The following is a 26,183-nucleotide window of genomic DNA, read 5'->3' on the forward strand; positions in this document are numbered from 1 at the left end:
TGCCACGAATGCATTGAGCGGGTCAGATCTCGGTTGCCAGCGGGCTGGTGGCCACTTCGCTGCCGTCGGCCAGAACGGTGATCTCGAAGTCGGAGAACACCGCCGGTGCGACGTCGGTGAGTCGCCGCAGACACTCGATGGCCAGCCGGCGGATCTCCACGTCGGCGTGTTCGCTGGCGCGCATGGCGATGAAGTGGCGCCAGGCCCGGTAGTTCCCGCTGACCACGATGCGGGTCTCGGTGGCGTTGGGTAGCACCGCACGGGCGGCCTGGCGCGCCTGTTTGCGGCGCAGCACCGCGTTGGGCTGGTCGCCCAGTTTGGCCTCCAGGGCCGCGAGCAACTCGGCGTAGGCGGCGCGGCTGGCGTCGGCCGCGGCGGCGAAGATCTCCGTCAGCGCGGGGTCGTCCTCCACACCGGGCGGCACCACCACTTCGGAATCGTGCTCGGGCACGTACCGCTGCGACAGCTGGGAGTACGAGAAGTGCCGGTGCCGGATGAGCTCGTGGGTGCACGAACGGGAGATCCCGGTGATGTAGAACGACACCGACGCATGTTCGAGCACCGAGAAGTGCCCGACGTCGATGATGTGGCGCAGGTAGGACTCGTTGGTGGCGGTGCGCGGGTTGGGTTTGTCCCAACTCTGGTAGCACGCGCGGCCGGCGAACTCGGTGAGCGCCTGACCGCCGTCGGCGTCGGTGCTCCACGGCACGTCGGTCGGCGCGACGAATTCCGTCTTGGCGATCAGCTGCACGCGCAGCGGCGCTATCCGGGCCACGGCGCGTTAGCCTAGCGTCGCTGTCACACCGGGTTGCCGGCGACGAAGTCGGTGACCACCGCGGCCAGCTCCGGCCCCTTGTCCTCCTGCAGGAAATGCCCGCCACCGACGATCGTCGTGTGCGCCTGCCCGGCAGCGCCCGGAATGAGCTTGCGCAGCGGGGCGTCGGCGCCACGGGTGATCGGGTCGGAATCGGAGAAGGCGCACAGGAACGGCCGCTCGAACCGGTGCAAGCCCTCCCAGGCCGCCCGGTTGGCGTCGGCGGCCGGGTCGTCGGGGCTGGTCGGCACCAGCATCGGGAACTGCCTCGCCCCGGCCTTGAACGAGTCGTCGGGGAAAGGCGCGTCGTAGGCGGCGATGACCTCCGGCGACAGCGTCGACACGCAGCCGCCGTCGACGATCTTGCCGACCGGGAACTCCGGGGTCTCCTGGCTGAACCGCTGCCAGGCCAGAAACGCCTCGCCGGGATGCTGGTCGCCGGTCGGCAGGAAGGTGTTGGCGGCCACCACGCGCGCGAACCGGTCGGAGTGCTCCCCGACCAGCCGCAGTCCGATCAGCCCGCCCCAGTCCTGGCAGACCAGCGTCATCGCGGACAGGCCGATCGCCTCGATCGCACCCCAGGTCCAGTCCACGTGCGTCTGATAGGTGTAGTCCTCCCGGCGGGTGGGCTTGTCGCTGCGCCCGAAGCCGACCAGGTCGATCGCGACGGCGCGCAGTCCGGCGTCGACGAGCACCGGAATCATGGTGCGGTACAGGTAACTCCACGAGGGCTCCCCGTGCAGGAGCAGCACCGTGGCCCCATCGCGCGGCCCTTCGTCGACATAGTGCACTCGCAGCCCGCCGATCTCGACGTAGTGCGGGCTGAAGCCGAATCCGGGCAGATCGGCGAAGCGTTCCTCGGGAGTGCGTACGAAGTCCATGGCCTCAGTCAATCAGAGGAGCACCCGCGGTCCCGCTCGATTGGGCCGGGCCGAGAAGCCGATGTTCCACGCGGTCTCCACCGGCGCGTTTCGCCCGGTACATCGCCTCGTCGGCGATTCGGAGGAGGCGTCCGACGACATCTGGACTGCGCCGTCCCGCCACGAAGCCGCCGGGCGCCGAACAGATGCCGAAGCTCGCGGTGACTCCGATGCCCACGTCGGCGATCCCGACCCGGACGCGCTCGACGGTGGTCGCGTGCGCAGAGGGGCCGTCGGTGTCAGCGACGACGAATTCCTCGCCACCGAGCCGCCCGAGAACCGCCTCGGCGCGAAACGTTCGCCGCAGCACTGCGGCGACCTCGACGAGTACCCGGTCACCGATCGCATGGCCGTGGTTGTCGTTGATCTTCTTGAACTGATTCAGGTCGACCATCGTCACGTTCAGGCATTCGTGCGCGGTCAGGTTCGCCGCCAGCTCATACACGGCGCGGTAGAAGCCGCGGCGGTCGAGCAGCCCGGTGAGCGCATCGCGGTCGGAGTTCCGCAGATCGACGCGCAGGGTGTGGACCAGCGACTGAATACCGAACGGCACTCCGACGTTGAGCGACAGCACCGTCAGCAGCGCCGCGACGGTCAGTGCCACGTCGCCGGTGGCGATCACAAGCCGCGTCGCGGTGATCCCTGAGCACACGATCGCGACGGCGAGGTTGGCCAGCATGTGGTTCGGAGCGTGGAAGTAGGCCAGGAATCCGCCCACCGCCGCGAACATTACGCAGCCCATCAGGCCGTGATACGGATTCGAGACCGCCAGACAGGTCGCGGCGATGCCCACCGAGCACACCGCGTTGAAGACCAGGGACTCGCTGCGGGTCGGCCACCGCCGGAGCCAGAGAATCGACGCCCCAGCCCCGCACGCGGCGGCAACGACCGCTACCGCTCTGGTCGACGTGCGGTCGGGCCCCACCGGGGTGTAGAGCAGCACTATCGGAAGCACTGCCAGTAGCGCGGTGAACCCGAAAGTGGCCATCCGCCAGCGCAGCTGAAGTCCACGATCGTGCAGGTAGGCCGTGAACCAGTCGAACTGATCGGCCTGCCTCCACCACCGTCTGAGCACCGCCACCACTGCCTATGTCATACCAGTGAACGGGCGAGAGGATCGACCAAATCGCCGCGCTGGCCCACCGTCACGTCGCCGACCTCGAGCCAGCCCGCCATCGAGCGCAGCTCACCGGCCAGTGCCCCGGCTACGCGCGCCTTGTCGACACCGTCTTCGGCGAAGGCGCCGACGACGTGCAGCGCGTCGCCGGTGCGCTTGAGGTCGACACGGCCGGCGAGGCGACCGTCGAGCAGGAACGGCCACACGTAGTAACCGAACTGCCGCTTCGGCGCCGGGGTGTAGATCTCGATCCGGTAGAAGAAGTCGAACAACCGCTCGACTCGGGGCCGGAAGAAGATCAGCGGGTCGAACGGGCACAGCAGCGCGGTGCCGCGGTCGCGGCGCGGGATGGGTTGTCCGGTGCGCAGATAGGCGGGCGCGCTCCAACCGGTGACCTGTACCTGCTCCAGCTCCCCGGCGGCCACCAGGTCCGCGATCGCGGGTTTGACCTGCCGCGCGCTCAGGCGGAAATAATCGCGGATGTCGGCTTCGGTGCCCACACCCAGCGCGGTCGCCGCACGCAGCGCCAGTTCGCGCACCGCGTCGGCTTCGTCGACCTGTCGCGCCACCACATGCGCGGGCAGCACCCGCTCGGTCAGGTCGTAGTGCCGCGAGAAGCCGACACGGGTGGCCGTCGTGAGCACCCCCGACGACCACAGGGCTTCGGCCACCCACTTGGTGTCGCTGCGGTCCCACCACGGACCCTTGCGCCCGCGCGGCTCCGCCTCCAGATACGCCTCGATCTGTCCCGCCGTGGCCGGGCCGATCGCGGCGACCGCGGCGACGATCTCGTCGGCGAGCTTGGCGTTGCGCTTGACGATCTCGGTGCCCCAGCGGCCGTGGGTGTACTCGCGCATCCGCCACCGCAGCAGCGGCCAGTCGTCGACGGCCATCAATGCGGCCTCGTGCGCCCAGTACTCGACCAGCAGGCGCGGCGATCGTGCCGAATGACTCCACGCGGCACGGTCGAGCAACTCGCGATCGTAGGGACCGAGCCGACTGAACACCGGCGCGTAGTGTGCGCGCACTGTCACCGAAACCGAGTCCAGTTGCAGCACCTGCAGCCGGGCGATCAACCGTTTCAGATGGCCGCGGGTGACCCCTGCCGCAGGCTTGTTCTCGTGGAAGCCCTGTGCGGCGACCGCGATGCGACGTGCCTGCGCAGCGGTCAGTTTCACGTCCGAACGAGGCTGTAGAACCGGTAGCGCAGCCCCGAGGAGCTGTCGAGCCAGGGCCCTTCCGTGCCGGTCCACGTCTCGTCGAGAGCCGGCGCCATCACATCGAGGTCCTCGCGGCGGATGTCGATGTCGATCTCGGTGATCTCGCAGCGGCTCGCGATCGGCAGCGCGAGCCCGTAGATCTGCGCGCCGCCGATCACCCATGCGTCATCCAGGGGCGCGTCCTGCAGATCGGACACCACCTCGGCACCGTCGGCGTGGTAGTCATCCTGCCGGCTGACCACCACGTTGCGGCGTCCGGGCAGCGGCCGCACCGATGCCGGCAACGACTCCCACGTCAGCCGCCCCATGATCACGGTGTGGCCCATCGTGAGTTCCTTGAACCGCGCCAGGTCCTCGGGGAGCCGCCACGGAATCCCCCCGTCCCGGCCGATGACCCCCGATGTCGACTGCGCCCAGATCAATCCCAGGTTCACACCGCCACCGGGGCCTTGATCGCCGGGTGCGGATCGTAGTTACGGATCTCCACATCGTCGTAGGTGTAATCGAAAATCGAATCGCGTTGCGCCAGAATCAGTTCCGGATATGGCCGCGGATCGCGCGACAGCTGCTCGGTGACCTGTTCGACGTGGTTGTCGTAGATGTGGCAGTCCCCCCCGGTCCAGATGAACTCCCCCACGGTCAGACCGGCCTGTGCGGCCATCATGTGGGTGAGCAACGCGTAGCTGGCGATGTTGAACGGTACCCCGAGGAACAGGTCGGCGCTGCGCTGGTACAGCTGACAGGACAACCTGCCGCCCGCGACGTAGAACTGGAAGAACGCGTGACACGGCGGCAGGGCCATCTGCGGAATCTCGCCCACATTCCACGCCGAGACGATGTTGCGCCGGGAGTCCGGGTCGGTCTTCAGTAGCTCCAGAGCGGCACTGATCTGGTCTATGTGCTCCCCCGCCGGGGTCGGCCACGACCGCCACTGCACGCCGTAGACGGGGCCGAGATCACCGGCGGGCGATGCCCATTCGTCCCAGATCGTCACCCCGCGCTCCTGCAGCCACCGGACGTTGGAGTCACCGCGCAGGAACCACAGCAGCTCGTAGATCACCGACTTGGTGTGCACCTTCTTGGTCGTGATCAACGGGAAGCCGGCGGAGAGGTCGTAGCGCATCTGATGACCGAACAGACTTCGGGTTCCGGTCCCGGTCCGGTCGGCCTTCGCGACGCCGGTGTCGAGCACCAGGCGCAGGAGGTCCTCGTAAGGGGTGGCGATCGGCACGCGCTCAGCTTACGTGCGGCGGGCAGGAGTAGAACGGAACACATGCCGACGATCACCGATGCCGTGGCCACCCCTGACGGCTCCTGCCCGGTCAGCCTGCACACACCCGACGGCGAGGGTCCCTGGCCCGGCGTCGTCATGTATCCGGACGCCGGCGGCGCACGCGAGACGTTCCGCACGATGGCCGACCGACTCGCCGGCCTGGGCTATGCCGTGCTGGTCCCCGACGTCTACTACCGCGACGGCGACTGGGCGCCGTTCTCGATGGCGACGGTGTTCGGCGACCCGAAGGAGCGTCAGCGGCTGTTCGCGATGATCTCGAAGGTGACGCCGGAGTTCATGGCCGCCGACGCCGAGGCGTTGTTCGACTACCTGGCCGCGCGGCCGGAGGTGCGCGGCGAGTCGTTCGGCACGACGGGCTATTGCATGGGTGGGCGGACGTCGCTGGTCGTGGCCGGTCGGGTCCCGCAGCGGGTGGCGGCAGCGATGTCGTTTCACGGCGGCGGTCTGGTGACCGAGGATGCCGACAGTCCGCACCTGCTCGCCGAGCAGATTCGCGCTGCGGTGTATGTCGGTGGCGCGCAGGAGGACCGGGCTTTCACCAAGACGGATGCCGAGACGCTGGACAAGGCGCTCAGCGACGCGGGAGTGCACCACACGATCGAGTGGTATACCGCCCATCACGGATTCGCGGTCCCGGACAACGCGCCCTTCGACGACGCGGCGGCCGAACGACACTGGGACGCGATGCGCACGTTCTTCGCCGCTCACCTCAGTTAGCGGGATCGTCGGGCCCGCAGATATCCCGAGAGTCCGCCGGCGATGCCGCGCGCCGCGTAGACGCCCGCGAGCACCGACAACATGATCATCACGATGAACATCACCAGCCAGTTGGTCCGGTCATGGTCGACGTTCCACCACACGATGGTGAACAGGATCGCGCACAGGAACACCACCACGTCGCGCCAGTTGCCGCGGTAGGACATGGCCAGCTCGCGCAGTTCCCGGTTCTTGTCGATGCCGGCGATCAGGCCGTCAATGCGCAGGTCGATGACGCGCTGCAGCTCGGCACGGCGCGCGACCTGATCTTCGGGTAGGCGTTGCAGCAGGTCCATGTCCTTGGCGATGGTGCCGCGGATGTCGGGGCCCCGCAGGTTTCCCGCCGCCAATCCCAACAGCGCACCTCCGGCGACCGGCGCACCGGCGAGGGCGATTTCGGCGATACCAGGCATGGGGTCCTCCGTCATCCATCAGGGTTGCGGCCAGGGTGCCGCCGTCGCAGCACCGGGGTCAAGACGATCACCGGAATCTCCCGGGAGGTCCGCTTCTGATAGTCCGTGAAGTACGGGTACATCTGCACCAGCCGGCGCCATAGCTCCGGGCGTTCGGCCGCATCCGCCTGGGCGGCTTCGACGTGAAATGTCGACTTCTGGACCTGCACCTCGGCAAACGGGTTGGCCCGCAGGTTCAGCCACCAGTCGGGATCGGTGTCACTTCCGGAGTACGCTGCAGCGACCACGAAGCGGTCGCCATCCTTGATGTAGATGACCGGCACCGTCCGGCGTCTCCCGGTCCTTCGTCCCACGACGCCCAACAGCATCGTGGGATATTTCCGGTTCTGTGCCCTCCCCCCGGTCCACCGGTATACCGCCGAGTGCAGGGCGCTCAGAGTGCGAGTGACCCGGCGCATCGACGGGCGGCGCAGGATGTCGCTCGCGGCATTGAAGAGCCGCGAAGTGCGGGGCTCTTCAGCGGCACTCACGGGTCGCCCATGAGGGTCGCGGCGACGGTCGCACCGAGGTTCCAGCACGTCTCGAGGTCGGCTGCCGTCGGCTTGCCCGAGACGATCGCGGTCTCGGCGACCCGCCCCCAACCCAATCCGGTGGTGATGGCGTCGAGGGCGCGCTCTGCCCCCTCGGCGCCCTCGTTGCCGTGCAGGTACGCGCCGAAGGGCCGGCCTCGGGTGGTGTCGAGAAGCTGGTAATACGACTGGTCGAAGGCGTGCTTGAGAGCCCCGGAGATGTAGCCGAGGTTGACCGGCGTGCCCAGGATGAAGCCGTCGGCACTCAACATGTCGACCGGCGACACCGTCAGGGCCGGCCGCCGCACCACCTCGACGCCTTCGATGTCCGGGTCGGTCGCCCCGGCCACGACCGCCTCGAGCATCTCCTGGCAGTGCGGTGACGGCGTGTGGTGCACGATCAGCAGGGTCTTGCTCATCGCGTGGCCTCCTCCATCTGCACGGCCTTCTTCATCGCCTCCCGCGCGCGGGACCTGTCCCCGGCGTAGTCGTAGGCCCGCGCCAACCGATACCAGCGGCGCCAATTGTCGGGGTCCGCTTCGAGCTCGTCGCGCACCCGGTCGAACAACGCATCGGCCGCGTCCCGCTGGATGCGCCCCGACGGTCTCCTCGGCAAGTCGCTGACGTCGAGCTCCAGGCCCTCCCGGGCGACGATGCGCGCCAGGCGCTGATGCGCGAGCCCGGCCCGCAGCGTGGCCACCATCGCCCAGAGGCCGACGACCGGCAGCAGCAACAGCGCGGCCCCCAACCCGATGGCCGCCGGCTCACCGGAGGCGATCAGCAGAACCGCGGTCCGGCCGAGCAACACGAAGTAGACGACGAGCGCGACGCACATGAAACCGATCAGCAGTTGAATGCGCAGTGCGCGCGCCCCGGCGCTCATGTCAGGTCGAGCAGCGGCTCGATGCCGATCGTCAACCCGGGGCGCTGTGCGACCTTGCGCACGGCGAGCAGCACGCCGGGCACGAACGACGTGCGGTCGATGCTGTCGTGGCGGATGGTCAGCGTCTCACCCTCGGTACCGAACAGCACTTCCTGGTGGGCGACAAGTCCGGCCAGCCGCACCGAGTGCACCGGCACCCCGTCGACGTCGGCCCCGCGGGCGCCGTCCAGCCCGGTGCTGGTGGCATCGGGGTTGGGCGGCAGGTCTTTTCGGGCTTCGGCGATGAGGCGCGCGGTGCGGGTGGCGGTGCCCGACGGCGCATCGGCTTTGTGCGGATGATGCAGCTCGATGACCTCGACCGATTCGAAGAACCGCGCCGCCTGCCGGGCGAAGTGCATGGACAGCACCGCGCCGATCGCGAAATTGGGCGCGATCAGGACCGCGACGCTCGGTGCGGAGTCCAGCCAGGTTCGCACCTGGTCGAGGCGCTCGTCGGTGAAACCGGTCGTCCCGACCACGGCGTGAATACCGTTGTCGATCAGGAACTTCAGATTGTCCATCACCACGCTCGGGTGGGTGAAGTCGATGACCGCCTCGGTCTGTGCGTGCACCAGCGACTCCAGTGGATCGTCGGCGTCGACACCCACGGTGAAGGTCAGATCCTCGGCGGCTTCGACTCCGGCCACCATCGTCGCGCCCACCTTGCCCTTGGCGCCCAGCACTCCGACTCGCATGGGCACACCCTAACGGTCGCGCGCAGCCGATTTCTGTCGGTGGTTCGAACTAGTGTTCTAGTCATGGATGTGGTGTCGGAGGCACTGGGGGTGATGGCCGAGCAGCTGGCCGTGTTGGGGAAGGCTGCCGATGAGCTCTCGCACCGGAATCTGGTCGATCTGTTGAGTGAGCTGACCACGCTGCTGCGCGCAGTGCCGGCACTCGAGCATCAGATCCTGGCGCGGCTGACCGCGGAAACCGAACCCTTCCGGCTCGGCGAGAAATCCTGGAAACGGGTGCTGACCACGGCGTTGCGGGTCAGCAGCGCCGCGGCGCAGCGGCGGCTGGACCGGGCCGCGGCGCTGGGGCCGCGGCGGGCTTTGACCGGGCAGCCGCTACCACCGTTGTGGGAGGCCACCGCTTCTGCCCAGGCTGCGGGTTCCCTCGATGAGGAGCATGTCGCGGTGATCGCGAAGTTCCACAAGAAGCTGCCTGCCCATGTAGACGCGGGCACCCGTGCGGAGGCGGACCGGCATCTCGCCGCCGTGGGTGCGGGTCTGGATCCGGAGAACCTGGCCGAGGCCGCCGCGATGCTGCTGGTGATGATCGACCCCGACGGCGCCGAACCCTCTGAAGAGGAGATCGCCCGCCGGTGCGGTATCCGAATCGGTAAACAGCGCGCCGACGGCACCGCCACGATCTCGGGCACCCTCTCACCGGAAGCCCTGGCGATCTGGGAAGTGATCTTCGCCAAAGAAGCCGCCCCCGGCGCCAACCTGCCCGGCGCCCAGGACCCACCCGTGGACCCGCCCGAGACCGCCGGCGGCGAAGCCGGCGACGGGGCGCCCGAGACGGACGGCGACGACCCGGTGGAGCCGACCGCCGAGTGGCCCGCTCGACCGCCCGCTCCGGCGAAGGTCCGTGATTCCCGGACTCAGGCCCAACGCAACCACGACGCCTTCACAACGGTGGGGCGGCGAGCGCTGGAGTCTGGACAGTTGGGCACCCACAACGGGCTTCCGGTCACAGTCATCGTCTCGACGACGTTGCAGGAGTTGGAGAAAGGCGCCGGGGTCGCGGTCACCGGCGGGGGCAGCCTGCTGCCGATGCGTGATCTGATCCGGATGGCCGCCCCAGCTCATCACTACCTGTATGTGTATGACCAGCACACCGGGCAAAGCCTCTACCTCGGGCGCTCCAAACGGCTGGCCAACACCGCCCAGCGGATCGTGCTGCACGCCCGCGACCGTGGCTGTACCCGCCCCGGATGCAGCGCCCCGGGCTACTGGTGTCAAGCCCACCACACCAACGACTTCGCCCGCGGCGGCCACACCGACGTCGACGACCTGACCCTGGCCTGCCCGTCAGATCACCGCATGCTCGACCACACCGACTGGCGGACAGCCAAAAACACCAGGAACCAAACCGAATGGCACCCGCCACCCGACCTCGACAAAGGCCGACACCGCGTCAACGGCTACCACCACCCTGAGCGCTACCTGCTCGCCGAAGATGGGGACGACGCGCCGCAATCGGGATAGCCTGGGACGATGAGCAGCAGCGCGTTTCGGGCAACGTCATTGGCCGCCCTGGCGGCCGGCGCGCTGCTGAACGCGACGTTGACCGCGACCCCGGTCGCGGCCGCTCCGGCCTATGGCAGCAACGGGGTGTTCGGCGTGACGACGCAGCCGCGCGAGGGCTGGGCGACGACGTTCATCGCACCGGGCCGTTATCGCGTCGACCAGTCACCGAGCATGCAGCCGTATCAGAGTCCGCCGGGGTTCTGGCTGCGCTGCCGCGAGTTCCCCTGCGCCGGAACATCGCCGGGCAACATCATCGCCACCGGCGCGGCGGTGCGCAACGCGCCGACGTTCGTCGACATCCTGCCCAGCGACGTCGCTGTCGCCCTGCACAACGTCACCCTCACCCCCGCCTGACTCACAGCGGTGACGCGCCGCGCAGATGCTCGAAGATCAGCGACGTCTGCGTGCCGGCGACGTCGGAGTCGGCGTTGAGGTTGTCGACCACGAACCTGCGCAGATCTTCGGTGTCGCGTGCGGCCACATGCAGCAGGAAGTCGTCGGCGCCGGCGAGGAAGTAGACATCCATCACCTGAGGCTTGCGCCGGATCTGCTGGATGAAGTCGCGGATGCGACCGCGCGCGTTGGACTGCAGGCTGACCGAGATCATCGCTTCGAGGGTCAGCCCGATCGCCGACGGATCGATGTCGGTGTAGAAGCCCCTGATGACCCCGCCGTCCTGAAGGCGACGGACCCTGGCGTGACACGTCGACGGCGCAATCCCGACCATCTGCGCCAACGCGTTGTTGGGTAGCCGGGCGTCGGAATGAAGCGCAGCGAGGATGCGCCGGTCGACATCGTCGAGTGCAACCGGTCGAACATCCTTCGGCGAACCCGCGCGAGCGATGGCCTGTGCCGATGATCCTGCGTCCACAACGGCACAATAAACGAATATTCGCCGTTTCTATTGCCGAATGATTGATATTTCTTCAGAATTTTATGCAAACAGGAAATTTTCTCCAGGAGACATCATGCGCGTCGGGATCCCGACCGAAATCAAGAACAACGAGTACCGCGTCGCCCTCACGCCCTCGGGGGTGGCCGAACTCGTCCGGCGGGGCCATGACGTCCTCGTCCAGTCCGGCGCCGGGGACGGCTCGTCGATCTCGGATGCCGACTTCAAACGCGCCGGCGCCCAGCTCATCGACACGGCCGAAAAAGTCTGGGCCGAAGCCGACCTACTGCTGAAGGTCAAAGAGCCCATCGAGGCGGAGTATTCGCACCTGCGCGCTGGCCAGACGCTGTTCACCTACCTGCATCTGGCGGCCTCCAGGGCATGCACCGACGCGCTGCTGGCCTCCCGCACCACGGCCATCGCGTACGAAACCGTGCAGGACGCCGACGGGTCGCTGCCCCTGCTGGCTCCGATGAGCGAGGTGGCCGGACGACTGGCCGCCCAGGTCGGGGCCTACCATCTGATGCGCAACGAGGGTGGCCGTGGCGTCCTGATGGGCGGCGTTCCCGGCGTCGCACCGGCCGAGGTCGTCGTCATCGGGGGCGGTACCGCCGGTTACAACGCCGCTCGGGTGGCTGCCGGAATGGGCTCGCATGTCACGGTTTTCGATGTCAGCATCCCCAAGATGCGCGACATCGACGCGGAGTTCGGCGGTCGGATCGAAACCCGCTATTCCTCGGCTCTGGACCTCGAGGACGCGGTCAAGTCGGCCGACCTCGTGATCGGCGCGGTCTTGGTGCCCGGGGCCAAAGCCCCCACCCTGGTATCGAATTCGACGGTGGCACACATGCATTCCGGTGCCGTGCTGGTGGACATCGCGATCGATCAGGGCGGCTGCTTCGAAGACTCACGACCCACCACCCACGACGAGCCGACCTACCTGGTGCACGACACCGTCTTCTACTGCGTGGCCAACATGCCGGGAGCGGTCCCGCGCACGTCGACCTTCGCACTGACCAACGCGACGTTGCCCTACGTGCTCGAGCTCGCCGACAAGGGCTGGCGGCAGGCCTGCCGCACCAACAACACGCTGGCGCACGGATTGTCCACCCACGAGGGCGCCTTGCTGTCCCACGAGGTGGCCCGCGATCTCGATCTTCCGTTCACCGATCCCGCCGACGTGCTGGCTTAGCGGTCAGTCGAGAATGTCGCCGTCGAGGTAGAACCAGCGGCCGGCGCGGCGGGCGAAGCGGGAGCGCTCGTGCAGCACCCCGTGCCGGTGATGCGCCAGGAACTCGACTTCGCCGACGTCGTCGTCGATCCCACCGGCTGCGATGTCGACGATCTGCAGCCGTGTCCAAGTCACCGAGATGTCGTCGTCGACGTCGGAAGGCCGCGTGCGCGGATGCCAGGTCCGCCACACATAGGTGGCGTCGCCCGCCACGTACGCGCTGTACCGCGACCGCATCAGCTGCTCGGCGGTGTCGGCCTGACGTTCACCGAGGTGCAACGGCTGACAACAGCTGCCGTAGTCGGCCGTGCTTCCGCACGGGCAGGGTCGGTCGGGGCGCACACCGGCAGTCTGCCTCACCGCGGTGCGGACGTAGCCTCGTGGGATGGGCCTCCTCGCCGACGTGCTTGCCGATGCGCCGACCACCACCACCGACGCCGTGGCGTTGTTCGACTCGCTGCCCGCGGTCGGCACCGGTGCGATGATCGGCACCTGGCATGGTGCCGAGGTGCCGACCGGTCATCGACTCGACGGGATGCTGGCCGCCAGCGGCTGGTGGGGTAAGCAGTTCGTCGACGGCGAACACGTCCATCCCCTGCTGTTCCCGACCGCGGACGGTCGCGCCCTGTGGCCGCTGAACCCGGCGCTGGCCTTCGCCGGCCTGGATCTGATGACCCGGCTGCCCGTGCTCCAACGCATCCGCTTCGCCCGGATGATCACCGTGCTGCGCCCGGTCCTGCAGGCCCGCGGCCCGAAAGCCCGGCTGCGCACCACCCGCTATCGCGGGGTGGACACCGCGACCATGGTTTACGACCAGCTGCCCGTCAATGACGTGTTCCGGCGTGTCGACGACGACACCGTGCTCGGTGCGATGGACATGCGCGGCTTCAGCAGCTCACCGTATTTCTTTGTGCTGCATCGAGATCACTCACTGCCGGTGGTCTAGCTCGGCAACCGCCAACGCCGCCAGCTCACCGATCAGCGGCCGCAGCGACGGCGCGTCGGGATCCTCTCCGGCCGAGCGCACCATCAGCGACAGCAGCAGCCGCTGCCCGGCGGGTCCGTAGGCGACGCCGACGTCGTTGCTGGTGCCGTAGTCCCCGCTGCCGGTCTTGTCCGCGGTCGTCCAGCCGTCCGGAAGGCCCGCGCGCATGCTCGACGTCCAGTTGCCGCGCATCCACTCCTCGAGGAGCGCACGGTCGCCCGGGGCGAGCGCGTCACCGGTGAGCAGGTTGCGGTACCCGGTGCCGATGGCCCGAGGGGTGGTGGTGTCGCGGGGATCGCCGGGGATCGCCGAGTTCAGTTCGGTCTCCCAGCGGTCCAAGCGGGTTCGGTCGTCGCCGATGCTGCGGGCGAACTCGGTGATCGCCTGCGGGCCGCCCAGTGTCCGCAACAGCAGGTTGGCGGCCGTGTTGTCACTCTGCTGCACTGCGGCCACGCACAGTTCGGTCAGTGTCATTGTCGTGCCGACCCTCGGCTCGGTCGCCGGCGCGTGCGGCCGCAGGTCGGCAGCCTCGACGGCGACGGCATCGGTGAGCGCCAACTCGCCGCGGTGTGCGCGCTGCAGCACCGCCGCCGCGGCATACCCCTTGAACGTCGAGCACATCGCCAGCATCCGATCGTCGCCGAACGACAGGGTCTTCCCGGTATCCAGGTTGACCGCGTGGACACCGATCAGCGCGTTGTCGCGACGCTGCAGTTCTTCGAACCGCTGCTCGACGCCCACTTGGGCGCGCGCCCGCGGCGGCGCGCATGCGGTGAGAGCGGCCAGCGACAGTCCGCCGACCAGGACCTGCCTTCGGGAGATTCGAATCATCGCGGGCGAGCCTACCCGCAGATCCGTTGTCAGCCCGCGATCGTCTGCAGCGGACGCGGCAGCGACCGCTTCGCGCGGACCGGGCCCAGGACCGCTGCACCGAAGGGCCGGGTGAGCAGCTGGCGGGCCACGGCGTTGACCTCCTCGACGGTCACGGCGTCGATGCGGTCCAGAGTTTCGGCGATGCTTCGGTGTTCGCCGTGGTTGAGCTCGCTGCGGCCGATCCGGTGCATCCGCGAGGCGGAGTCCTCCAGGCCGAGTACCAGTCCGCCGCGCAGCGACCCTTTGGCGATCCGGCACTCGTCGGCGGTCAGGCCGTCGCGTGCCACATCCGAGAGCACGTCGGTGGTGACCCGGACGACTTCGTCGAACCGCTCCGGCTGACAGCCTGCGTAGATCGACAGGGCACCGCTGTCGGCGAACGTGTCCACCGTCGAGTAGACCGAGTAGGCCAAGCCACGGGTTTCCCGGATCTGTTGGAACAGGCGCGAACTCAGTCCCCCGCCGAGTGCGGTGTTGAGCACCGACAACGCCCAGCGATGCTCCCAGTGCCGACCCGGGGTGCGCACTCCCATCGACAGGTGGGTCTGCTCGGCGTCGCGGCGTATCACCTGCAGCGTCGGACGGCCCGGCACCCGCCCGGCACCCCGCCGCGGCGGCACCGGGGACTGGCCCCGCACCAGGTGCCGACCGAAGTGCTCCCGCACCAAGCCCACCACCTCGTCGTGATCGACGTTGCCGGCGACGGCCACCACCATCCGGTCCGGGGTGTAGCGGCGCACATGGAACGAATGCAGTTGCGCGCGCGTCATCGCCGACACCGAGTCGACACTGCCGATCACCGGCCGGCCGACGGGGTGCTCGCCGAACATCGCCGACAGGAACACATCGCCCAACGTGTCCTCGGGGTCGTCGTCGCGCATCGCGATCTCTTCGAGCACGACGTCGCGTTCGACCTCGACATCGTCGGCCAGGCAACGGCCCCGCAGCACCACATCCGCCACCATGTCCACGGCCAGCGCGAGGTCGGAGTCCAGCACGTGGGCGTAGTAGCAGGTGTGCTCGCGTGAGGTGAACGCGTTGAGCTCACCGCCCACCGCGTCCATCTCCTGCGCGATCTGCACCGCGGTGCGCGACGGAGTCGCCTTGAACAGCAGGTGTTCGAGGAAGTGCGCGGCGCCGGCCACACTGCGACCTTCGTCGCGGGAACCGACGCCGACCCACACCCCGACCGAGGCCGAATGCACCGATGGCACATGCTCGGTGACCACCCGCAGGCCGCCGGGCAACTGTGTGCGACGCAACCCCGTCCGGTCCGCCGCGTCGCTGCGCCGTGCCCGGCGCAGCGACGCCGGACTAGCTGCCGGTGGTCGCGGCATCTGCGGGTGCGGCTGCGCCATCCTTCGTTGCTGCGGCGGCATCGGCTGCGGCGGCGTCATTCTCGTCCACCAGAACCAACGAGATCTTGCCGCGGTTGTCGATGTCGGCGATTTCGACGCGAATCTTGTCGCCGACCTTCACCACGTCCTCGACCTTGTTGACGCGCTTGCCCCGGCCCAGCTTGGAGATGTGGACCAGGCCGTCGCGACCGGGCAATAGGGACACGAAGGCTCCAAAATCGGTGGTCTTGACCACCGTGCCGAGGAAGCGCTCACCGATCTTGGGCAGCTGCGGGTTGGCGATCGCATTGATCTTGTCGATCGCGGCCTGCGCCGACACCCCGTCGGCCGCACCGACGAACACGGTGCCGTCGTCCTCGATCGAGATCTGCGCGCCGGTCTCCTCGGTGATCGAGTTGATCATCTTGCCCTTGGGCCCGATCACCTCACCGATCTTGTCGACCGGCACCTTGATGGTGGTGATGCGCGGCGCGTAGGGGCTCATCTCGTCCGGTTCGTCGATCGCCTCGGCCATCACCTCGAGGATGGTGATGCGGGCGTCCTTGGCCTGGCTGAGCGCACCGGCCAGAACCTGCGACGGGATGCCGTCGAGCTTGGTGTCGAGCTGCAGGGCGGTGACGAACTCCTTGGTGCCCGCGCACTTGAAGTCCATGTCGCCGAACGCGTCCTCGGCACCGAGGATGTCGGTCAGCGTCACGAAGCGTCTTTCGACGCCACCACCCTCAACTTCAATGTCGTCGGAGACCAGGCCCATCGCGATACCCGCGACCGGAGCCTTCAGCGGCACACCGGCATTGAGCAACGACAGCGTGGACGCACACACCGAACCCATCGACGTGGACCCGTTGGAGCCCAACGCTTCCGACACCTGGCGAATCGCGTACGGGAACTCCTCGACGCTGGGCAGCACCGGCACCAGCGCACGCTCGGCCAGCGCGCCGTGGCCGATCTCGCGACGCTTGGGCGAACCCACGCGGCCGGTCTCACCGGTCGAGTACGGCGGGAAGTTGTAGTGGTGCATGTAGCGCTTGCTGGTCTCGGGCCCCAGCGAGTCGATCTGCTGAGCCATCTTGATCATGTCCAGCGTGGTGACGCCCATGATCTGGGTCTCGCCGCGCTCGAACAGCGCGCTGCCGTGCGCCCGCGGGACGACTGCGACCTCGGCCGAGAGCGCCCGGATGTCGGTCACGCCGCGGCCGTCGATGCGGAAGTGGTCGGTCAGGATGCGCTGGCGGACGAGCTTTTTCGTCAGCGCCCGGTAGGCCGCGCCGATTTCCTTCTCCCGGCCGGCGTACTGCTCGGCCAGCCGCTCGAGGACCTCGACCTTGATCTCGTCGGTGCGGTCGTTGCGTTCGTTCTTGCCCGCGATGGTCAGCGCCTCCGACAGCGCGTCGGTGGCCACCGACGCGACGGAGTAGTACACGTCCTCGGCGTAGTCCGGGAACAACGGGTACTCCGCGGTTTCCTTACCGGCGGCCCCGGCCAGCTCGGCCTGGGCGTCGCACAGCGCCGCGATGAACGGCTTGGCCGCTTCGAGACCCTCGGCCACCACCGTCTCGGTCGGCGCGGCCGCGCCGCCGGCGACCAGTTCGATGACGTTCTCGGTGGCCTCGGCCTCGACCATCATGATCGCGACGTCGGAATCACCGGCGCTGCCTACTTTGCGGCCGGCCACGACCATGTCGAACACCGCGCGCTCGAGCTGCTCGACGGTCGGGAACGCGACCCAGGTGCCGTCGATCAGTGCGACGCGCACACCACCGACGGGACCGGAGAACGGCAGGCCGGAGATCTGCGTCGACGCCGACGCGGCGTTGATCGCCAGCACGTCGTAGAGATCCTTGGGGTCGAGGCTCAGCACGGTGACCACGACCTGGATCTCGTTGCGCAGGCCGCTGACGAACGACGGGCGCAGCGGCCGGTCGATCAGGCGGCAGGTCAGGATCGCATCGGTGGACGGCCGGCCCTCGCGGCGGAAGAACGAACCGGGGATCCGGCCCGCGGCATACATCCGCTCCTCGACGTCGATCGTCAGCGGGAAGAAGTCGAAGTGCTCCTTGGGGGCCTTGCCGGCGGTGGTCGCGCTCAGCAGCATGGTCTCGTCGTCGAGGTAGGCGACGACGGCGCCGGCGGCCTGCTGGGCCAGCCGGCCGGTCTCGAAGCGGATGGTGCGGGTGCCGAAGCTCCCGTTGTCGATGGTGGCGGTGGATTCGTAGACACCGTCTTCAATTTCAACTACAGACATAGACGTCCGTGCGGCCTCTCTGGGTCATCATTCAGCTGTTTTGCGTGAACACGCGCATGAATGCGACAAGATCACGGGCATCCCGTTGGTCCCGGGAAGCCCGGCCCGGATGCGGCGACGGCCGTCAGTCGAAGCGGCCGGAGTCCTCCTCCGGCAGCCACTACCGAAGACCGCGCGATCAGGCGGCTCTCTTCGTGTCACGCGGGAGCGATGCGGCGGATAGGCACCGGACCGCACCCGGGTCGTTCGCGCCCGGTCGGCTGGCGAACGCTCCCATGGTACATCCAGGTGGGGGCCCAATCGGAAATCCCCACCGAAGACGCTCGCGAAGACGCTGAGGTCAGGACACGTCCTCGACGCAGACCGTGAAGTCGCGTTCGTCGTAGGCGTAGCCCTGCCCGCTGGCGCACTGATCGACGTTCGCGACGCCCCGCATGATCTCGGTCGCGCGCTGCCGGCCGGGAGCCGTCGCGTCGTCGCAGTTCACCCGGTACGGACCCTGGCCGCTGTCGGCGTCGACGCTCATGCAGCCGCCCACCACCCAGTCGACGTCCAGGCAGATCGTGGTGCTCTGGTCGGAGAACGCGTTCTGCGACGAGTAGGAGGAGTCGACGTCGGAGGGGCAGCCGCGGATGTCGGTGCCGCCCCCGGACACGACGGCGACCACCGTGTAGTTCGACTCCGCACTACCGCACGGCGCGGGCGTGGTTTCGGCGCGGTCGGGCGGACCGCTCATCTGCACGCAGTCGCCGACGGCGACGTCCTTGGCAGCCGTCGGCGTGCACCCTGCGACCGGCCCGATGATCAGGGCCGCGGCGGCCGCGAGCGCGGACGCGGCGACCAGGCGGGTCGGCATGGCGCCCGACGGAGGTCGCGTCAGCGACGCAGACCGAGGCGCTCGATCAGCGAGCGGTAACGCTCGACGTCGACCTGCGCGACGTACTTCAGCAGCCGGCGGCGACGGCCGACCAGCAGCAGCAGACCACGCCGCGAGTGGTGGTCGTGCTTGTGCATCTTGAGGTGCTCGGTCAGGTCGATGATCCGCTTGGTCAGCAGCGCGACCTGGGCCTCGGGCGAGCCGGTGTCGGTGTCATGCAGGCCGTACTGGCCGAGGATCTCTTTTTTCTGTTCGGCGGTGAGCGCCACGAAACAACTCCATCTATTCCAGTCCGCGGGGAAAGCCTGGGAAATCTCCAGAAGGCGCGGCCACCGCGAACTGCAGCACGCGCCCGGTCGGCTGGGAGTTTAGCAGCGCGTTCGCGCGGTCCGCGAATCGCGGACGCCGCTCCTCAGTGCGCCGACAGAATGGTGCGGGCACGTTCGGTGTCCGCGCCCATCGCGGTGACCAGGTCCGACACCGACTCGAACTTCTCCTGACCGCGCAGCCGGGCCACGAAGTCGACTGCCACGTGCTGGCCGTACAGGTCGGCGGTGGTGTCGAGCACGAACGCCTCGACGGTGCGGGTGCGCCCGGAGAACGTCGGGTTGGTGCCGACCGACACCGCGGCCTGGTAGCGCTCGCCGGGAATGACCGTACCGACCACCGGGCCGTGCCCCAGGACGGTGAACCACGCCGCGTACACGCCGTCGGCCGGGATCGCCGAGTACATCGGCGGCGCCACGTTGGCCGTCGGGAAGCCCAGCACCTTGCCGCGGCCGTCGCCGCGCACCACGACACCTTCGACGCGGTGTGGGCGACCCAGGGCCTCGGCCGCGGCGACCATGTCGCCGGCGTCGACGCAGGAGCGGATGTATGTCGAGGAGAACGTCACCGTTTCGTCGCGGTGGTGTTCGGCGACCAGAGATAGGGAGTCCACCGCGAAGCCGAACCGCTCGCCGGCCTTGCGCAGCAGGTCGACGGTGCCGGCCGCCTTCTTGCCGAACGTGAAGTTCTCCCCCACCACCACCTCGACCACATGCAGCCGTTCGACGAGCAGCTCGTGGATGTAGCGCTCGGGGGTCAGCTTCATGAAGTCCGCGGTGAACGGCACCACCAGGAACACGTCGATGCCCAGCTCTTCGACCAGCTCGGCCCGGCGGGTCAGCGTGGTCAGCTGCGCGGGGTGGCTACCGGGGAAGACGACTTCCATCGGGTGCGGGTCGAACGTCATCAGCACCGTCGGTACGCCCCTCGACCGGCCGGCCTTGACTGCGCGGTTGATCAGTTCCTGATGTCCACGATGGACACCGTCGAACACTCCGATCGTGACGACGCATCGGCCCCAGTCGGTGGGGATTTCATCTTGCCCCCGCCAGCGCTGCACGCCGCTAGCCTACGACCCCGCCGCAACATCGGCCCAGCAGCACCACCTGTTTGGGTGATGATTGCCTAAACTTCCAAGGTGTGAGTCCTGATGCGAACCCGGCCGACCTTTCGACCGTGGCCCAGGACTATCTGAAAACGATCTGGACCGCCCAGGAGTGGTCGCACGAGAAGGTCAGCACCAAGCTGCTCGCCGAACGCATCGGGGTGTCGGCCAGCACGGCGTCGGAGTCCGTCCGCAAACTCGCCGACCAGGGCCTGGTCGACCACGAGAAGTACGGTGCGGTCACGCTGACCGAGGCCGGGCGGCGCGCTGCGCTGGCGATGGTGCGCCGGCACCGGCTGATGGAGACGTTCCTGGTCCGTGAGCTCGGATATAGCTGGGACGAGGTGCACGACGAGGCCGAGGTGCTCGAGCACGCGGTGTCCGACCGGATGCTCGACCGTATCGACGCCAAACTCGGCTACCCGACCCGCGATCCCCACGGTGACCCGATTCCGGCCGCGGACGGGCGGGTCCCGACGCCGCCGGCGCGGCAGCTGTCGGCATGTCAGGACGGTGACGCGGGCACGGTGGCTCGCATCTCCGATGCCGACCCGGAGATGCTGCGCTACTTCGACACCGTCGGCATCACCCTGGATTGCCGGGTGCGGGTGGTGGCCCGGCGCGACTTCGCGGGCATGATCTCGGTGACCGTGCAGTCCCCCGACGGGGCGGCCGGTACGGACGCCGGGGAGACCACCGTGGAGCTCGGCAGTCCCGCCGCCGAGGCAATCTGGGTTGTCGCATAGATAAGGTGCACCGATGGCCAAGCTGGAGTTGAAGCGCTCGCTGGCGTTGCCGGCCGAAGACGCCTGGACGCACGCGTCGAATCTGTCCACCCTCGGCGACTGGATGACCATGCATCAGGGGTGGCGTTCCGAACTGCCCGAGGATCTCGATGTGGGCGCCACGGTGGTCGGAGTGGCCGGCGCGAAGGGCATGCGCAACCGCGTCACGTGGACGGTGCGCCGGTTCGACCCGCCGTCGGCGCTGGAGATCAGCGGCGAGGGGGTCGGCGGCACCCGCTACAAGTTGGCGATGACGGTGGCCTCCGCGGGTGACGGCTGCACCTTCACCGTCCGGATGGATCTGGGCGGCGCTCCGCTGTTCGGGCCGATCGGTGCGGCCGCCGTGCGCGCGGTCAAAGGCGACATCGACAAGTCGATCAGACGCTTCGAGGAGCTCTACTGCTGAACGCGCGGACCCGTCAGTCCAGCGAACTCTGCTCGGCGTCGGCCGCGTAGATCCCGAGCAGGTCACGCGCGGAGACCATGCCGACGAGGTCACCTCGGCGCTCCACCAGGATGTGCCGGATATAGCGGTCCATCATCCGCGTCGCGACCTTGGCGACCGTGTCATCGGCATCGCACCAGATCAGGGTGGTGCTGGCGACCTCGGCGGCCGGGACCGACGACGGGTCCTTGCCGGCGGCGACCACCCGCACCACGTCACGCTCGGTGACCAGCGCCTCGGGCCGGGGATCGTCGCCCACGACGATCGCGCCCACCTCGTTGTCGACGATCGCGCTGGCCACGTCGGCGACGGTGGCGTCGGCGGCCACCCGGACCACCGGATCGCCGGTGATCGTGGAGATCTGGATCGAACCTGCGGCGGGAATCTCAGTCATCACTCCATGGTTGCACGCCGCTCTACAGCGTCGCCGGACGCAGCACCACCACCGATGTGGTCCGTACCCCACCGTCGGTCAACAGCGCGATCACGCGCCCGTCCTCGGCGGTGGCGGCGTAGGTGCCCGTGAACCCCGCCGGTGCGAGGGGGCGGCCGTGGCGGGCGTCCTCGGTCTCCTGCGCCGTCAAGTCGCGCCGGGGGAACGACAGCAGGCAGGCCTCGTCGAGGCTGTAGCTCAGTTCGGCGTTGTCGCCCAGCTGCTCGAGCGTGCGGGCCTGCTCCAGCCCGAACCGCCCGACGCGGGTGCGCCGCAACGCGGTCAGGTGGCCGCCGACGCCCAGCGCTGCGCCGACGTCGCGGGCCAGGGCCCGGATATAGGTGCCGCTCGAGCAGTCCACGGCCACGTCGACGTCGACGGTGGCTGCTGCGCGGCGCACCGCGAGCACGTCGAACCGGTCGATGCGTACCCGGCGTGCCGCCAACTCCACCGCGCGACCTTCGCGGGCCAGTTGGTAGGACCGGGTGCCGCCGACCTTGACGGCGCTGACCGTCGACGGGATCTGGTCGATCTCGCCGCGCAGTTCGCCCACCGCCGCGGTGACCTGCTCATCGGTGACCCCCGCTGTCGAAACCGTCTGCAGCACTTCGCCTTCGGCGTCCTCTGTCGATGTGGTCTGACCCAGCCGGATGGTGGCGGTGTAGGACTTGTCGGTGGCGGTGAGCAGACCGAGGATCTTGGTGGCGCGCTCGATGCCGACCACGAGCACCCCGGTGGCCATCGGGTCCAGCGTGCCGGCATGGCCGACCTTGCGGGTGCCGAACAGGCGCCGGCACCGGCCGACCACGTCGTGGCTGGTCATCCCGCCTGGTTTGTCGACGATCACCAGCCCCGGGGGCGGGGCGCACTTCCCGGGCGCGCGTCGGCTCACAGCACGATCGCCGTCAGCGCGATCCCGTTGCGGACGGCCCAGCGGCCCGTCAGTGTCAGCAGCGGCGGCCCCGACAGCGCCTGCGGGTCGATCAGGATCGTCGAGGTGAAGCGTCCTGCCCGGCCGGACGTGTCGGTCGTGAAGGTGATGTGCGCATCCTCGAACCCAAGCCAGCGCCTGGTCAGCGGAAACCACGCCTTGTAGGTCGCTTCCTTGGCGCAGAACAACACCCGGTCCCAGTGCACGCCGGCGGGCAACGCCCCCAACTCGGCGCGCTCGACGGGCAGGCTGATCGAATCGAGGACGCCGCGCGGCAGCACGTCATGCGGCTCGGCGTCGATGCCCACCGAACGGACCTGCTCACGGCGGGCCACCGCGGCACCGCGGTAGCCCTCACAATGGGTGAGGCTGCCGACGACACCGTCGGGCCATCGCGGCTCCCCCTTCTCGCCCTTGAGGATCGGGACCGGTTGTTCGCCGAGGTCCACCAGCGCCTGACGGGCGCAGTGCCGCACGGTGATGAACTCGTTGCGCCGCTTGGCCACCGACTTGGCGATCAGGGGTTCCTCCTCCGGCAGCGGCGCCAGTTCGGGAGCGTCGGAGTACATCTCGGCCGCGGCCAGCGCGTCGATCTCACCGGGCAGCACCCCGGCCAGCAGCTGCGCGGCGATCACGCCCGATCCTTGATGCGCTGCTGCATCTTGACGGCGTGGTCGCGCATCTCCTGGGTGATCTGGAAGTGCCCGCCGAACTCGTTGAGGTAGCCGGGACCGTATTTGGGGTCCGGCAGGATCTGGCGCAGCCAGCGATAGGGTTTGCGGCGCCGCCACTCCCGCGGGTAACCCACCGACACCTCCTCGAACCGGACCCCGTCGTACCAGGTGGTCCGCGGGATGTGCAGGTGGCCGTAGACCGAGCACACCGCGTTGTAGCGGGTGTGCCAGTCGGCGGTGGCGGTGGTGCCGCACCACAGCGAGAACTCCGGGTAGAACATCGCGTCACACGGTTCGCGCACCATCGGGAAGTGGTTGACCTGCACGGTCGGCATCATCCAGTCGAGGTCCTCGAGCCGGCCGCGGGTGTAGGCGATCCGTTCGCGGCACCACGCATCGCGGGTGGCATACGGCTCGGCGGAGAGCAGGTATTCGTCGGTGCCGACGATGTTGCGCTCCTTGGCGATCGCGAGGCCCTCGGCCTTCGTTCCGGCGCCCGCGGGCAGGAACGAGTAGTCGTAGAGCAAGAACATCGGCACGATGGCCGCGGGGCCGCCCTCCTCGGTCCACACCGGATAGGGGTGCTCGGGAGTGACGACGCCCATCTGGTCGCACATGTCGACCAGGTAGTCGTAGCGCGCCTTGCCGAAGATCTGCATCGGGTCGCGGTTGGTGGTCCACAGCTCGTGGTTGCCCGGTACCCAGATGACCTTCGCGAAGCGTTTGCGCAGCAGATCCAGCGCCCAGCGGATCTCGTCGGTGCGTTCGGCGACGTCGCCGGCGACGATCAACCAGTCGTCGGGCGAGGACGGAAACAGCGACTCGGTGACGGGCTTGTTGCCGGTGTGCCCGGTGTGGAGGTCACTGACCGCCCACAACGTCGGGCGTCGGTCGTCAGTCACGGCACCCCAGCCTACTTGGGGCGAACAGCCGCGCCCGGCGGGGCAACTAGAACCTGTTCTAGATTCCCGTCCCCGGGGGATTTCCCGACCGTTACACTCCGCTGCAGGAGTGCACGCACCGGCGGTTCGCCGCCGCACGATGAAGGGATGGCGATGATCGCCAAACTGCGACTGCTCTCGGTGCTGTGCGCGTTGCTGGCGGCGGTGATCGTGGTGTGGCAGACCGATCCGGCCGGAAGTCCCGGTGTCGCGCCGGTGCAACTGCGATCCACCGACGCGCCGCTGACGACGATCAAGTACCCGGTGATCGAGACCGTCGACCCCAGCCCCTTCGACCCGTGCCGCGACATCCCGCTCGACGTTGTGCAGCGCATCGGCCTGGCGTTCACACCGCCCACTCCAGAGGACAGCCTGCGCTGCAAGTTCGACGCGGGCAACTATCAGATGGCGGTCGAGGCGTTCGTGTGGCGCACCTACGAACAGACCCTCCCTCCGGACGCCGTCGAACTCGACATCAACGGTCACCGCGCCGCGCAGTACTGGATCATGAAGCCCACCGACTGGAACAACCGCTGGTGGATCACCTGCATGGTCGCGTTCAAGACCGACTACGGCGTGATCCAGCAGTCGCTGTTCTACTCCCCCATCTACAGCGAACCCGATCCGGACTGCATGCAGACCAACCTGCAGCGCGCCCACGAGCTCAGCCCGCATTACATCTACTCCTGATATTCCTCCCGAGAATGCCGACCGGTCCCTACGGCCGCTCCAGCTGGTCGGTCGGGATCGACCGCTCGAGCATGCCGTAGGTGGTCTCGCCATCCCAGGTGTAGCGGACACCGGCCTGCTGTAACGCCGGGAAGGTCCAATTGGCCATCTTGGCGAGTTGATCGGCCGGCACGGAGGCCGGATCGGTGATGTCGTGGGTGGACAGCACGGTACGGCCATCGATGCGCACCGTGCCGGACGCGGTTTCCAACACGACGGGGACGTCTTCGCCGAGTGGCTGCAGCCGTCTCAGCCAGGGCGCCTCGACCACCCGCGCCGGGACGAGCGCGCCGTCACCGTCGAAGACGTACCCCTCGTTGAAGGTCGGTCGGCCGTCGGACCTCGGCGGGTAGGCGATGTAGCCGAACGCGCGGCCGCTGGGGAACAGAGCCGACTGCCAGCAGTGTCCCCAGAACCCGTCGAGCTTGCGCACACCCTGGCGTTTGATGCGCAGTCCGGTGCCGGTGAATGCGTGCCGCTCGGCGCCGACGCTCAACGACCCGGTGGCCCGGAAGAGTTGTTCGTAGCGGGGCCCGCCCATCAGATCTCCGGTGATGGAGGTCCTCAGCGACGACGCGGCGTCGGGCTGCAACGCCCCCTGTATCCACGGGGGTGCGGCCATGGTGGCCTCGACCTCGAACCGCACGTCGACCAGGGGTCCGTTTTTGCGTCCGGCCACCAGGCCCGACGCGCTGGTCTGTACCAGTTTTCCGTCGAAAGCCATGGTCCACGTGTGGAGTTCACGCACGCAGGTGAACGACAGCGGACCGGCCCCCAGCACCCTCGGTGCACCGTCGACGCCGGTCACCGGCACAGCAGGACCGTCGTCGCGGATCCGGAACACCCGGCCGTCCGGGAATGCCAGGTTGACCTGCAGCCCATGGGCCTCCCAGCTCTCGGCGACGGCTTCGATGCCGACCCGGGGCAGGCCGAGGTCGCCGCGGTCGTCGAACACCCAGAAGCTGACCGAGTCGCGCATCTCGGGATCGTCGGGACGGGCGGCGAAGGTCAGCTCGCGCTGCGGCTCGATGCCGCCGGTCAAATCCACGGCCATGGCGAAGTGTTCACC

At 68.4% G+C, this 26,183-nt stretch carries 32 protein-coding genes; 8 read left to right on the top strand and 24 right to left on the bottom strand.

The window, feature by feature from the left end; all coding sequences use genetic code 11:
- Positions 1-22: 22 nt before the first annotated feature.
- The 6 genes from thyX to G6N31_RS10765 are packed head-to-tail and all read right to left on the bottom strand — an operon-like array spanning position 23 to position 5,302.
- Positions 23-775, bottom strand: coding sequence for an FAD-dependent thymidylate synthase (gene thyX / locus G6N31_RS10740; RefSeq protein WP_098001928.1), 753 nt, complete (start codon positions 773-775; stop codon positions 23-25).
- A 23-nt stretch (positions 776-798) separates the two neighbouring features.
- On the bottom strand, positions 799-1,695 hold the full coding sequence (locus G6N31_RS10745; RefSeq protein WP_098001929.1) for a haloalkane dehalogenase: 897 nt from the start codon (positions 1,693-1,695) through the stop codon (positions 799-801).
- Positions 1,696-1,699: 4 nt separating this feature from the next.
- Entirely contained in the window at positions 1,700-2,815 is a 1,116-nt protein-coding gene (locus tag G6N31_RS10750) for a GGDEF domain-containing protein (RefSeq protein WP_234815175.1), read from the bottom strand.
- Between the two features lie 11 nt (positions 2,816-2,826).
- Positions 2,827-4,029: a winged helix-turn-helix domain-containing protein gene (locus G6N31_RS10755; RefSeq protein WP_098001931.1), complete on the bottom strand. Its 1,203-nt coding sequence runs from the start codon at positions 4,027-4,029 to the stop codon at positions 2,827-2,829.
- Positions 4,026-4,505 (bottom strand): dihydrofolate reductase, encoded by a 480-nt coding sequence (locus tag G6N31_RS10760; protein ID WP_098001932.1) that lies wholly within the window; start codon positions 4,503-4,505, stop codon positions 4,026-4,028. Before G6N31_RS10760 ends, G6N31_RS10755 begins: the two co-directional genes overlap by 4 nt.
- A complete protein-coding gene (locus tag G6N31_RS10765) occupies positions 4,502-5,302 on the bottom strand; it encodes a thymidylate synthase (RefSeq protein ID WP_098001933.1) in 801 nt (266 codons plus the stop codon). Before G6N31_RS10765 ends, G6N31_RS10760 begins: the two co-directional genes overlap by 4 nt.
- A gap of 42 nt (positions 5,303-5,344) precedes the next feature.
- On the opposite strand from G6N31_RS10765, the gene G6N31_RS10770 reads away from it, so the two are divergent.
- A complete protein-coding gene (locus G6N31_RS10770) occupies positions 5,345-6,082 on the top strand; it encodes a dienelactone hydrolase family protein (RefSeq protein WP_098001934.1) in 738 nt (245 codons plus the stop codon).
- Here the strand turns inward: G6N31_RS10770 and G6N31_RS10775 are convergent.
- The 5 genes from G6N31_RS10775 to dapB all read right to left on the bottom strand — a co-directional run bounded on the left by G6N31_RS10775 (position 6,079) and on the right by dapB (position 8,720).
- Complete coding sequence (locus tag G6N31_RS10775; protein ID WP_098002048.1) at positions 6,079-6,534, bottom strand: hypothetical protein; 456 nt, start codon at positions 6,532-6,534, stop codon at positions 6,079-6,081. The two genes, G6N31_RS10770 and G6N31_RS10775, sit on opposite strands and share 4 nt — an antisense overlap.
- A gap of 11 nt (positions 6,535-6,545) precedes the next feature.
- Positions 6,546-6,992 carry a nitroreductase/quinone reductase family protein gene (locus tag G6N31_RS10780; RefSeq protein ID WP_264033480.1) on the bottom strand — a complete coding sequence of 149 codons (447 nt, stop codon included), beginning with the start codon at positions 6,990-6,992 and terminating at the stop codon, positions 6,546-6,548.
- A 68-nt stretch (positions 6,993-7,060) separates the two neighbouring features.
- On the bottom strand, positions 7,061-7,522 hold the full coding sequence (locus G6N31_RS10785) for a flavodoxin family protein (RefSeq protein WP_098001936.1): 462 nt from the start codon (positions 7,520-7,522) through the stop codon (positions 7,061-7,063).
- The gene (locus G6N31_RS10790; RefSeq protein WP_098001937.1) at positions 7,519-7,986 is read right to left on the bottom strand and encodes a tetratricopeptide repeat protein; all 468 of its coding nucleotides are present in this window, start codon (positions 7,984-7,986) and stop codon (positions 7,519-7,521) included. The genes G6N31_RS10785 and G6N31_RS10790 overlap by 4 nt, the downstream gene beginning before the upstream one ends.
- The gene (gene dapB, locus G6N31_RS10795) at positions 7,983-8,720 is read right to left on the bottom strand and encodes a 4-hydroxy-tetrahydrodipicolinate reductase (protein WP_098001938.1); all 738 of its coding nucleotides are present in this window, start codon (positions 8,718-8,720) and stop codon (positions 7,983-7,985) included. Before dapB ends, G6N31_RS10790 begins: the two co-directional genes overlap by 4 nt.
- A 63-nt stretch (positions 8,721-8,783) precedes the next feature.
- Between dapB and G6N31_RS10800 the strand changes: the two genes are divergently transcribed.
- Both G6N31_RS10800 and G6N31_RS10805 read left to right on the top strand, forming a co-directional pair.
- Entirely contained in the window at positions 8,784-10,241 is a 1,458-nt protein-coding gene (locus tag G6N31_RS10800; protein WP_098001939.1) for an HNH endonuclease signature motif containing protein, read from the top strand.
- A 9-nt stretch (positions 10,242-10,250) separates the two neighbouring features.
- Complete coding sequence (locus tag G6N31_RS10805) at positions 10,251-10,637, top strand: hypothetical protein (RefSeq protein ID WP_179964289.1); 387 nt, start codon at positions 10,251-10,253, stop codon at positions 10,635-10,637.
- Between the two features lies 1 nt (position 10,638).
- Here G6N31_RS10805 and aldR read toward each other — a convergent pair whose 3' ends face one another.
- A complete protein-coding gene (aldR, locus tag G6N31_RS10810; RefSeq protein WP_098001940.1) occupies positions 10,639-11,154 on the bottom strand; it encodes an HTH-type transcriptional regulator AldR in 516 nt (171 codons plus the stop codon).
- 97 nt (positions 11,155-11,251) lie between these two features.
- Between aldR and ald the strand changes: the two genes are divergently transcribed.
- Positions 11,252-12,367 (top strand): alanine dehydrogenase, encoded by a 1,116-nt coding sequence (gene ald, locus G6N31_RS10815; RefSeq protein WP_098001941.1) that lies wholly within the window; start codon positions 11,252-11,254, stop codon positions 12,365-12,367.
- A 3-nt stretch (positions 12,368-12,370) separates the two neighbouring features.
- Here ald and G6N31_RS10820 read toward each other — a convergent pair whose 3' ends face one another.
- Complete coding sequence (locus tag G6N31_RS10820; protein WP_098001942.1) at positions 12,371-12,748, bottom strand: YchJ family protein; 378 nt, start codon at positions 12,746-12,748, stop codon at positions 12,371-12,373.
- Positions 12,749-12,791: 43 nt separating this feature from the next.
- Here G6N31_RS10820 and G6N31_RS10825 point away from each other — a divergent pair, with 43 nt between their 5' ends.
- On the top strand, positions 12,792-13,352 hold the full coding sequence (locus G6N31_RS10825) for a DUF4334 domain-containing protein (protein WP_098001943.1): 561 nt from the start codon (positions 12,792-12,794) through the stop codon (positions 13,350-13,352).
- Here G6N31_RS10825 and bla read toward each other — a convergent pair.
- The 6 genes from bla to G6N31_RS10855 all read right to left on the bottom strand — a co-directional run bounded on the left by bla (position 13,335) and on the right by G6N31_RS10855 (position 20,131).
- Positions 13,335-14,222, bottom strand: a complete 888-nt coding sequence (bla, locus tag G6N31_RS10830; RefSeq protein ID WP_098001944.1) for a class A beta-lactamase — start codon at positions 14,220-14,222, stop codon at positions 13,335-13,337. The genes G6N31_RS10825 and bla overlap by 18 nt on opposite strands.
- A 29-nt stretch (positions 14,223-14,251) precedes the next feature.
- Positions 14,252-15,601 carry a M16 family metallopeptidase gene (locus G6N31_RS10835; protein ID WP_098002050.1) on the bottom strand — a complete coding sequence of 450 codons (1,350 nt, stop codon included), beginning with the start codon at positions 15,599-15,601 and terminating at the stop codon, positions 14,252-14,254.
- Positions 15,579-17,867 (bottom strand): polyribonucleotide nucleotidyltransferase, encoded by a 2,289-nt coding sequence (locus G6N31_RS10840; protein ID WP_098001945.1) that lies wholly within the window; start codon positions 17,865-17,867, stop codon positions 15,579-15,581. Before G6N31_RS10840 ends, G6N31_RS10835 begins: the two co-directional genes overlap by 23 nt.
- 340 nt (positions 17,868-18,207) lie before the next feature.
- Positions 18,208-18,723 (bottom strand): LppU family putative lipoprotein, encoded by a 516-nt coding sequence (lppU, locus tag G6N31_RS10845; RefSeq protein ID WP_098001946.1) that lies wholly within the window; start codon positions 18,721-18,723, stop codon positions 18,208-18,210.
- A 20-nt stretch (positions 18,724-18,743) separates the two neighbouring features.
- Positions 18,744-19,013, bottom strand: coding sequence for a 30S ribosomal protein S15 (gene rpsO, locus G6N31_RS10850; protein WP_098001947.1), 270 nt, complete (start codon positions 19,011-19,013; stop codon positions 18,744-18,746).
- A 143-nt stretch (positions 19,014-19,156) separates the two neighbouring features.
- A complete protein-coding gene (locus G6N31_RS10855; RefSeq protein ID WP_098001948.1) occupies positions 19,157-20,131 on the bottom strand; it encodes a bifunctional riboflavin kinase/FAD synthetase in 975 nt (324 codons plus the stop codon).
- Positions 20,132-20,211: 80 nt separating this feature from the next.
- On the opposite strand from G6N31_RS10855, the gene mntR reads away from it, so the two are divergent.
- A complete protein-coding gene (mntR, locus tag G6N31_RS10860) occupies positions 20,212-20,922 on the top strand; it encodes a manganese-binding transcriptional regulator MntR (RefSeq protein WP_098001949.1) in 711 nt (236 codons plus the stop codon).
- Positions 20,923-20,935: 13 nt separating this feature from the next.
- On the top strand, positions 20,936-21,367 hold the full coding sequence (locus G6N31_RS10865) for a type II toxin-antitoxin system Rv0910 family toxin (protein ID WP_098001950.1): 432 nt from the start codon (positions 20,936-20,938) through the stop codon (positions 21,365-21,367).
- Between the two features lie 13 nt (positions 21,368-21,380).
- Here the strand turns inward: G6N31_RS10865 and G6N31_RS10870 are convergent, their stop codons facing one another.
- The 4 genes from G6N31_RS10870 to pptH all read right to left on the bottom strand — a co-directional run bounded on the left by G6N31_RS10870 (position 21,381) and on the right by pptH (position 24,346).
- Complete coding sequence (locus G6N31_RS10870) at positions 21,381-21,800, bottom strand: CBS domain-containing protein (RefSeq protein ID WP_098001951.1); 420 nt, start codon at positions 21,798-21,800, stop codon at positions 21,381-21,383.
- Positions 21,801-21,822: 22 nt separating this feature from the next.
- On the bottom strand, positions 21,823-22,662 hold the full coding sequence (gene truB / locus G6N31_RS10875) for a tRNA pseudouridine(55) synthase TruB (protein ID WP_234815177.1): 840 nt from the start codon (positions 22,660-22,662) through the stop codon (positions 21,823-21,825).
- A 65-nt stretch (positions 22,663-22,727) separates the two neighbouring features.
- Positions 22,728-23,405 carry a 4'-phosphopantetheinyl transferase PptT gene (pptT, locus tag G6N31_RS10880; RefSeq protein WP_098001952.1) on the bottom strand — a complete coding sequence of 226 codons (678 nt, stop codon included), beginning with the start codon at positions 23,403-23,405 and terminating at the stop codon, positions 22,728-22,730.
- Entirely contained in the window at positions 23,402-24,346 is a 945-nt protein-coding gene (gene pptH, locus G6N31_RS10885; RefSeq protein WP_098001953.1) for an ACP phosphodiesterase PptH, read from the bottom strand. The genes pptT and pptH overlap by 4 nt, the downstream gene beginning before the upstream one ends.
- Before the next feature lie 153 nt (positions 24,347-24,499).
- Here pptH and G6N31_RS10890 point away from each other — a divergent pair, with 153 nt between their 5' ends.
- Entirely contained in the window at positions 24,500-25,075 is a 576-nt protein-coding gene (locus G6N31_RS10890; protein ID WP_098002052.1) for a DUF3558 domain-containing protein, read from the top strand.
- Between the two features lie 28 nt (positions 25,076-25,103).
- On the opposite strand, the gene G6N31_RS10895 is transcribed toward G6N31_RS10890, so the two are convergent.
- A complete protein-coding gene (locus tag G6N31_RS10895) occupies positions 25,104-26,168 on the bottom strand; it encodes a DUF7064 domain-containing protein (protein WP_098001954.1) in 1,065 nt (354 codons plus the stop codon).
- Positions 26,169-26,183 lie beyond the last annotated feature (15 nt).

This window comes from Mycolicibacterium duvalii, from assembly GCF_010726645.1.
Classification (GTDB): domain Bacteria; phylum Actinomycetota; class Actinomycetes; order Mycobacteriales; family Mycobacteriaceae; genus Mycobacterium; species Mycobacterium duvalii.

Bases quoted from the DNA above. Each gene is read 5' to 3' on its own strand.
- G6N31_RS10770 (WP_098001934.1), top strand. From the start codon at position 5,345: ATGCCGACGATCACCGATGCCGTGGCCACCCCTGACGGCTCCTGCCCG.
- G6N31_RS10840 (WP_098001945.1), bottom strand. From the start codon at position 17,867: ATGTCTGTAGTTGAAATTGAAGACGGTGTCTACGAATCCACCGCCACC.
- G6N31_RS10800 (WP_098001939.1), top strand. From the start codon at position 8,784: ATGGATGTGGTGTCGGAGGCACTGGGGGTGATGGCCGAGCAGCTGGCC.
- G6N31_RS10870 (WP_098001951.1), bottom strand. From the start codon at position 21,800: ATGACTGAGATTCCCGCCGCAGGTTCGATCCAGATCTCCACGATCACC.
- G6N31_RS10890 (WP_098002052.1), top strand. From the start codon at position 24,500: ATGATCGCCAAACTGCGACTGCTCTCGGTGCTGTGCGCGTTGCTGGCG.
- G6N31_RS10745 (WP_098001929.1), bottom strand. From the start codon at position 1,695: ATGGACTTCGTACGCACTCCCGAGGAACGCTTCGCCGATCTGCCCGGA.
- G6N31_RS10835 (WP_098002050.1), bottom strand. From the start codon at position 15,601: ATGCCGCGACCACCGGCAGCTAGTCCGGCGTCGCTGCGCCGGGCACGG.
- truB (WP_234815177.1), bottom strand. From the start codon at position 22,662: ATGACCAGCCACGACGTGGTCGGCCGGTGCCGGCGCCTGTTCGGCACC.
- G6N31_RS10895 (WP_098001954.1), bottom strand. From the start codon at position 26,168: ATGGCCGTGGATTTGACCGGCGGCATCGAGCCGCAGCGCGAGCTGACC.
- lppU (WP_098001946.1), bottom strand. From the start codon at position 18,723: ATGCCGACCCGCCTGGTCGCCGCGTCCGCGCTCGCGGCCGCCGCGGCC.
- G6N31_RS10865 (WP_098001950.1), top strand. From the start codon at position 20,936: ATGGCCAAGCTGGAGTTGAAGCGCTCGCTGGCGTTGCCGGCCGAAGAC.
- bla (WP_098001944.1), bottom strand. From the start codon at position 14,222: ATGATTCGAATCTCCCGAAGGCAGGTCCTGGTCGGCGGACTGTCGCTG.
- G6N31_RS10790 (WP_098001937.1), bottom strand. From the start codon at position 7,986: ATGAGCGCCGGGGCGCGCGCACTGCGCATTCAACTGCTGATCGGTTTC.
- G6N31_RS10780 (WP_264033480.1), bottom strand. From the start codon at position 6,992: ATGCGCCGGGTCACTCGCACTCTGAGCGCCCTGCACTCGGCGGTATAC.
- G6N31_RS10785 (WP_098001936.1), bottom strand. From the start codon at position 7,522: ATGAGCAAGACCCTGCTGATCGTGCACCACACGCCGTCACCGCACTGC.
- G6N31_RS10805 (WP_179964289.1), top strand. From the start codon at position 10,251: ATGAGCAGCAGCGCGTTTCGGGCAACGTCATTGGCCGCCCTGGCGGCC.
- G6N31_RS10825 (WP_098001943.1), top strand. From the start codon at position 12,792: ATGGGCCTCCTCGCCGACGTGCTTGCCGATGCGCCGACCACCACCACC.
- G6N31_RS10775 (WP_098002048.1), bottom strand. From the start codon at position 6,534: ATGCCTGGTATCGCCGAAATCGCCCTCGCCGGTGCGCCGGTCGCCGGA.
- ald (WP_098001941.1), top strand. From the start codon at position 11,252: ATGCGCGTCGGGATCCCGACCGAAATCAAGAACAACGAGTACCGCGTC.
- dapB (WP_098001938.1), bottom strand. From the start codon at position 8,720: ATGCGAGTCGGAGTGCTGGGCGCCAAGGGCAAGGTGGGCGCGACGATG.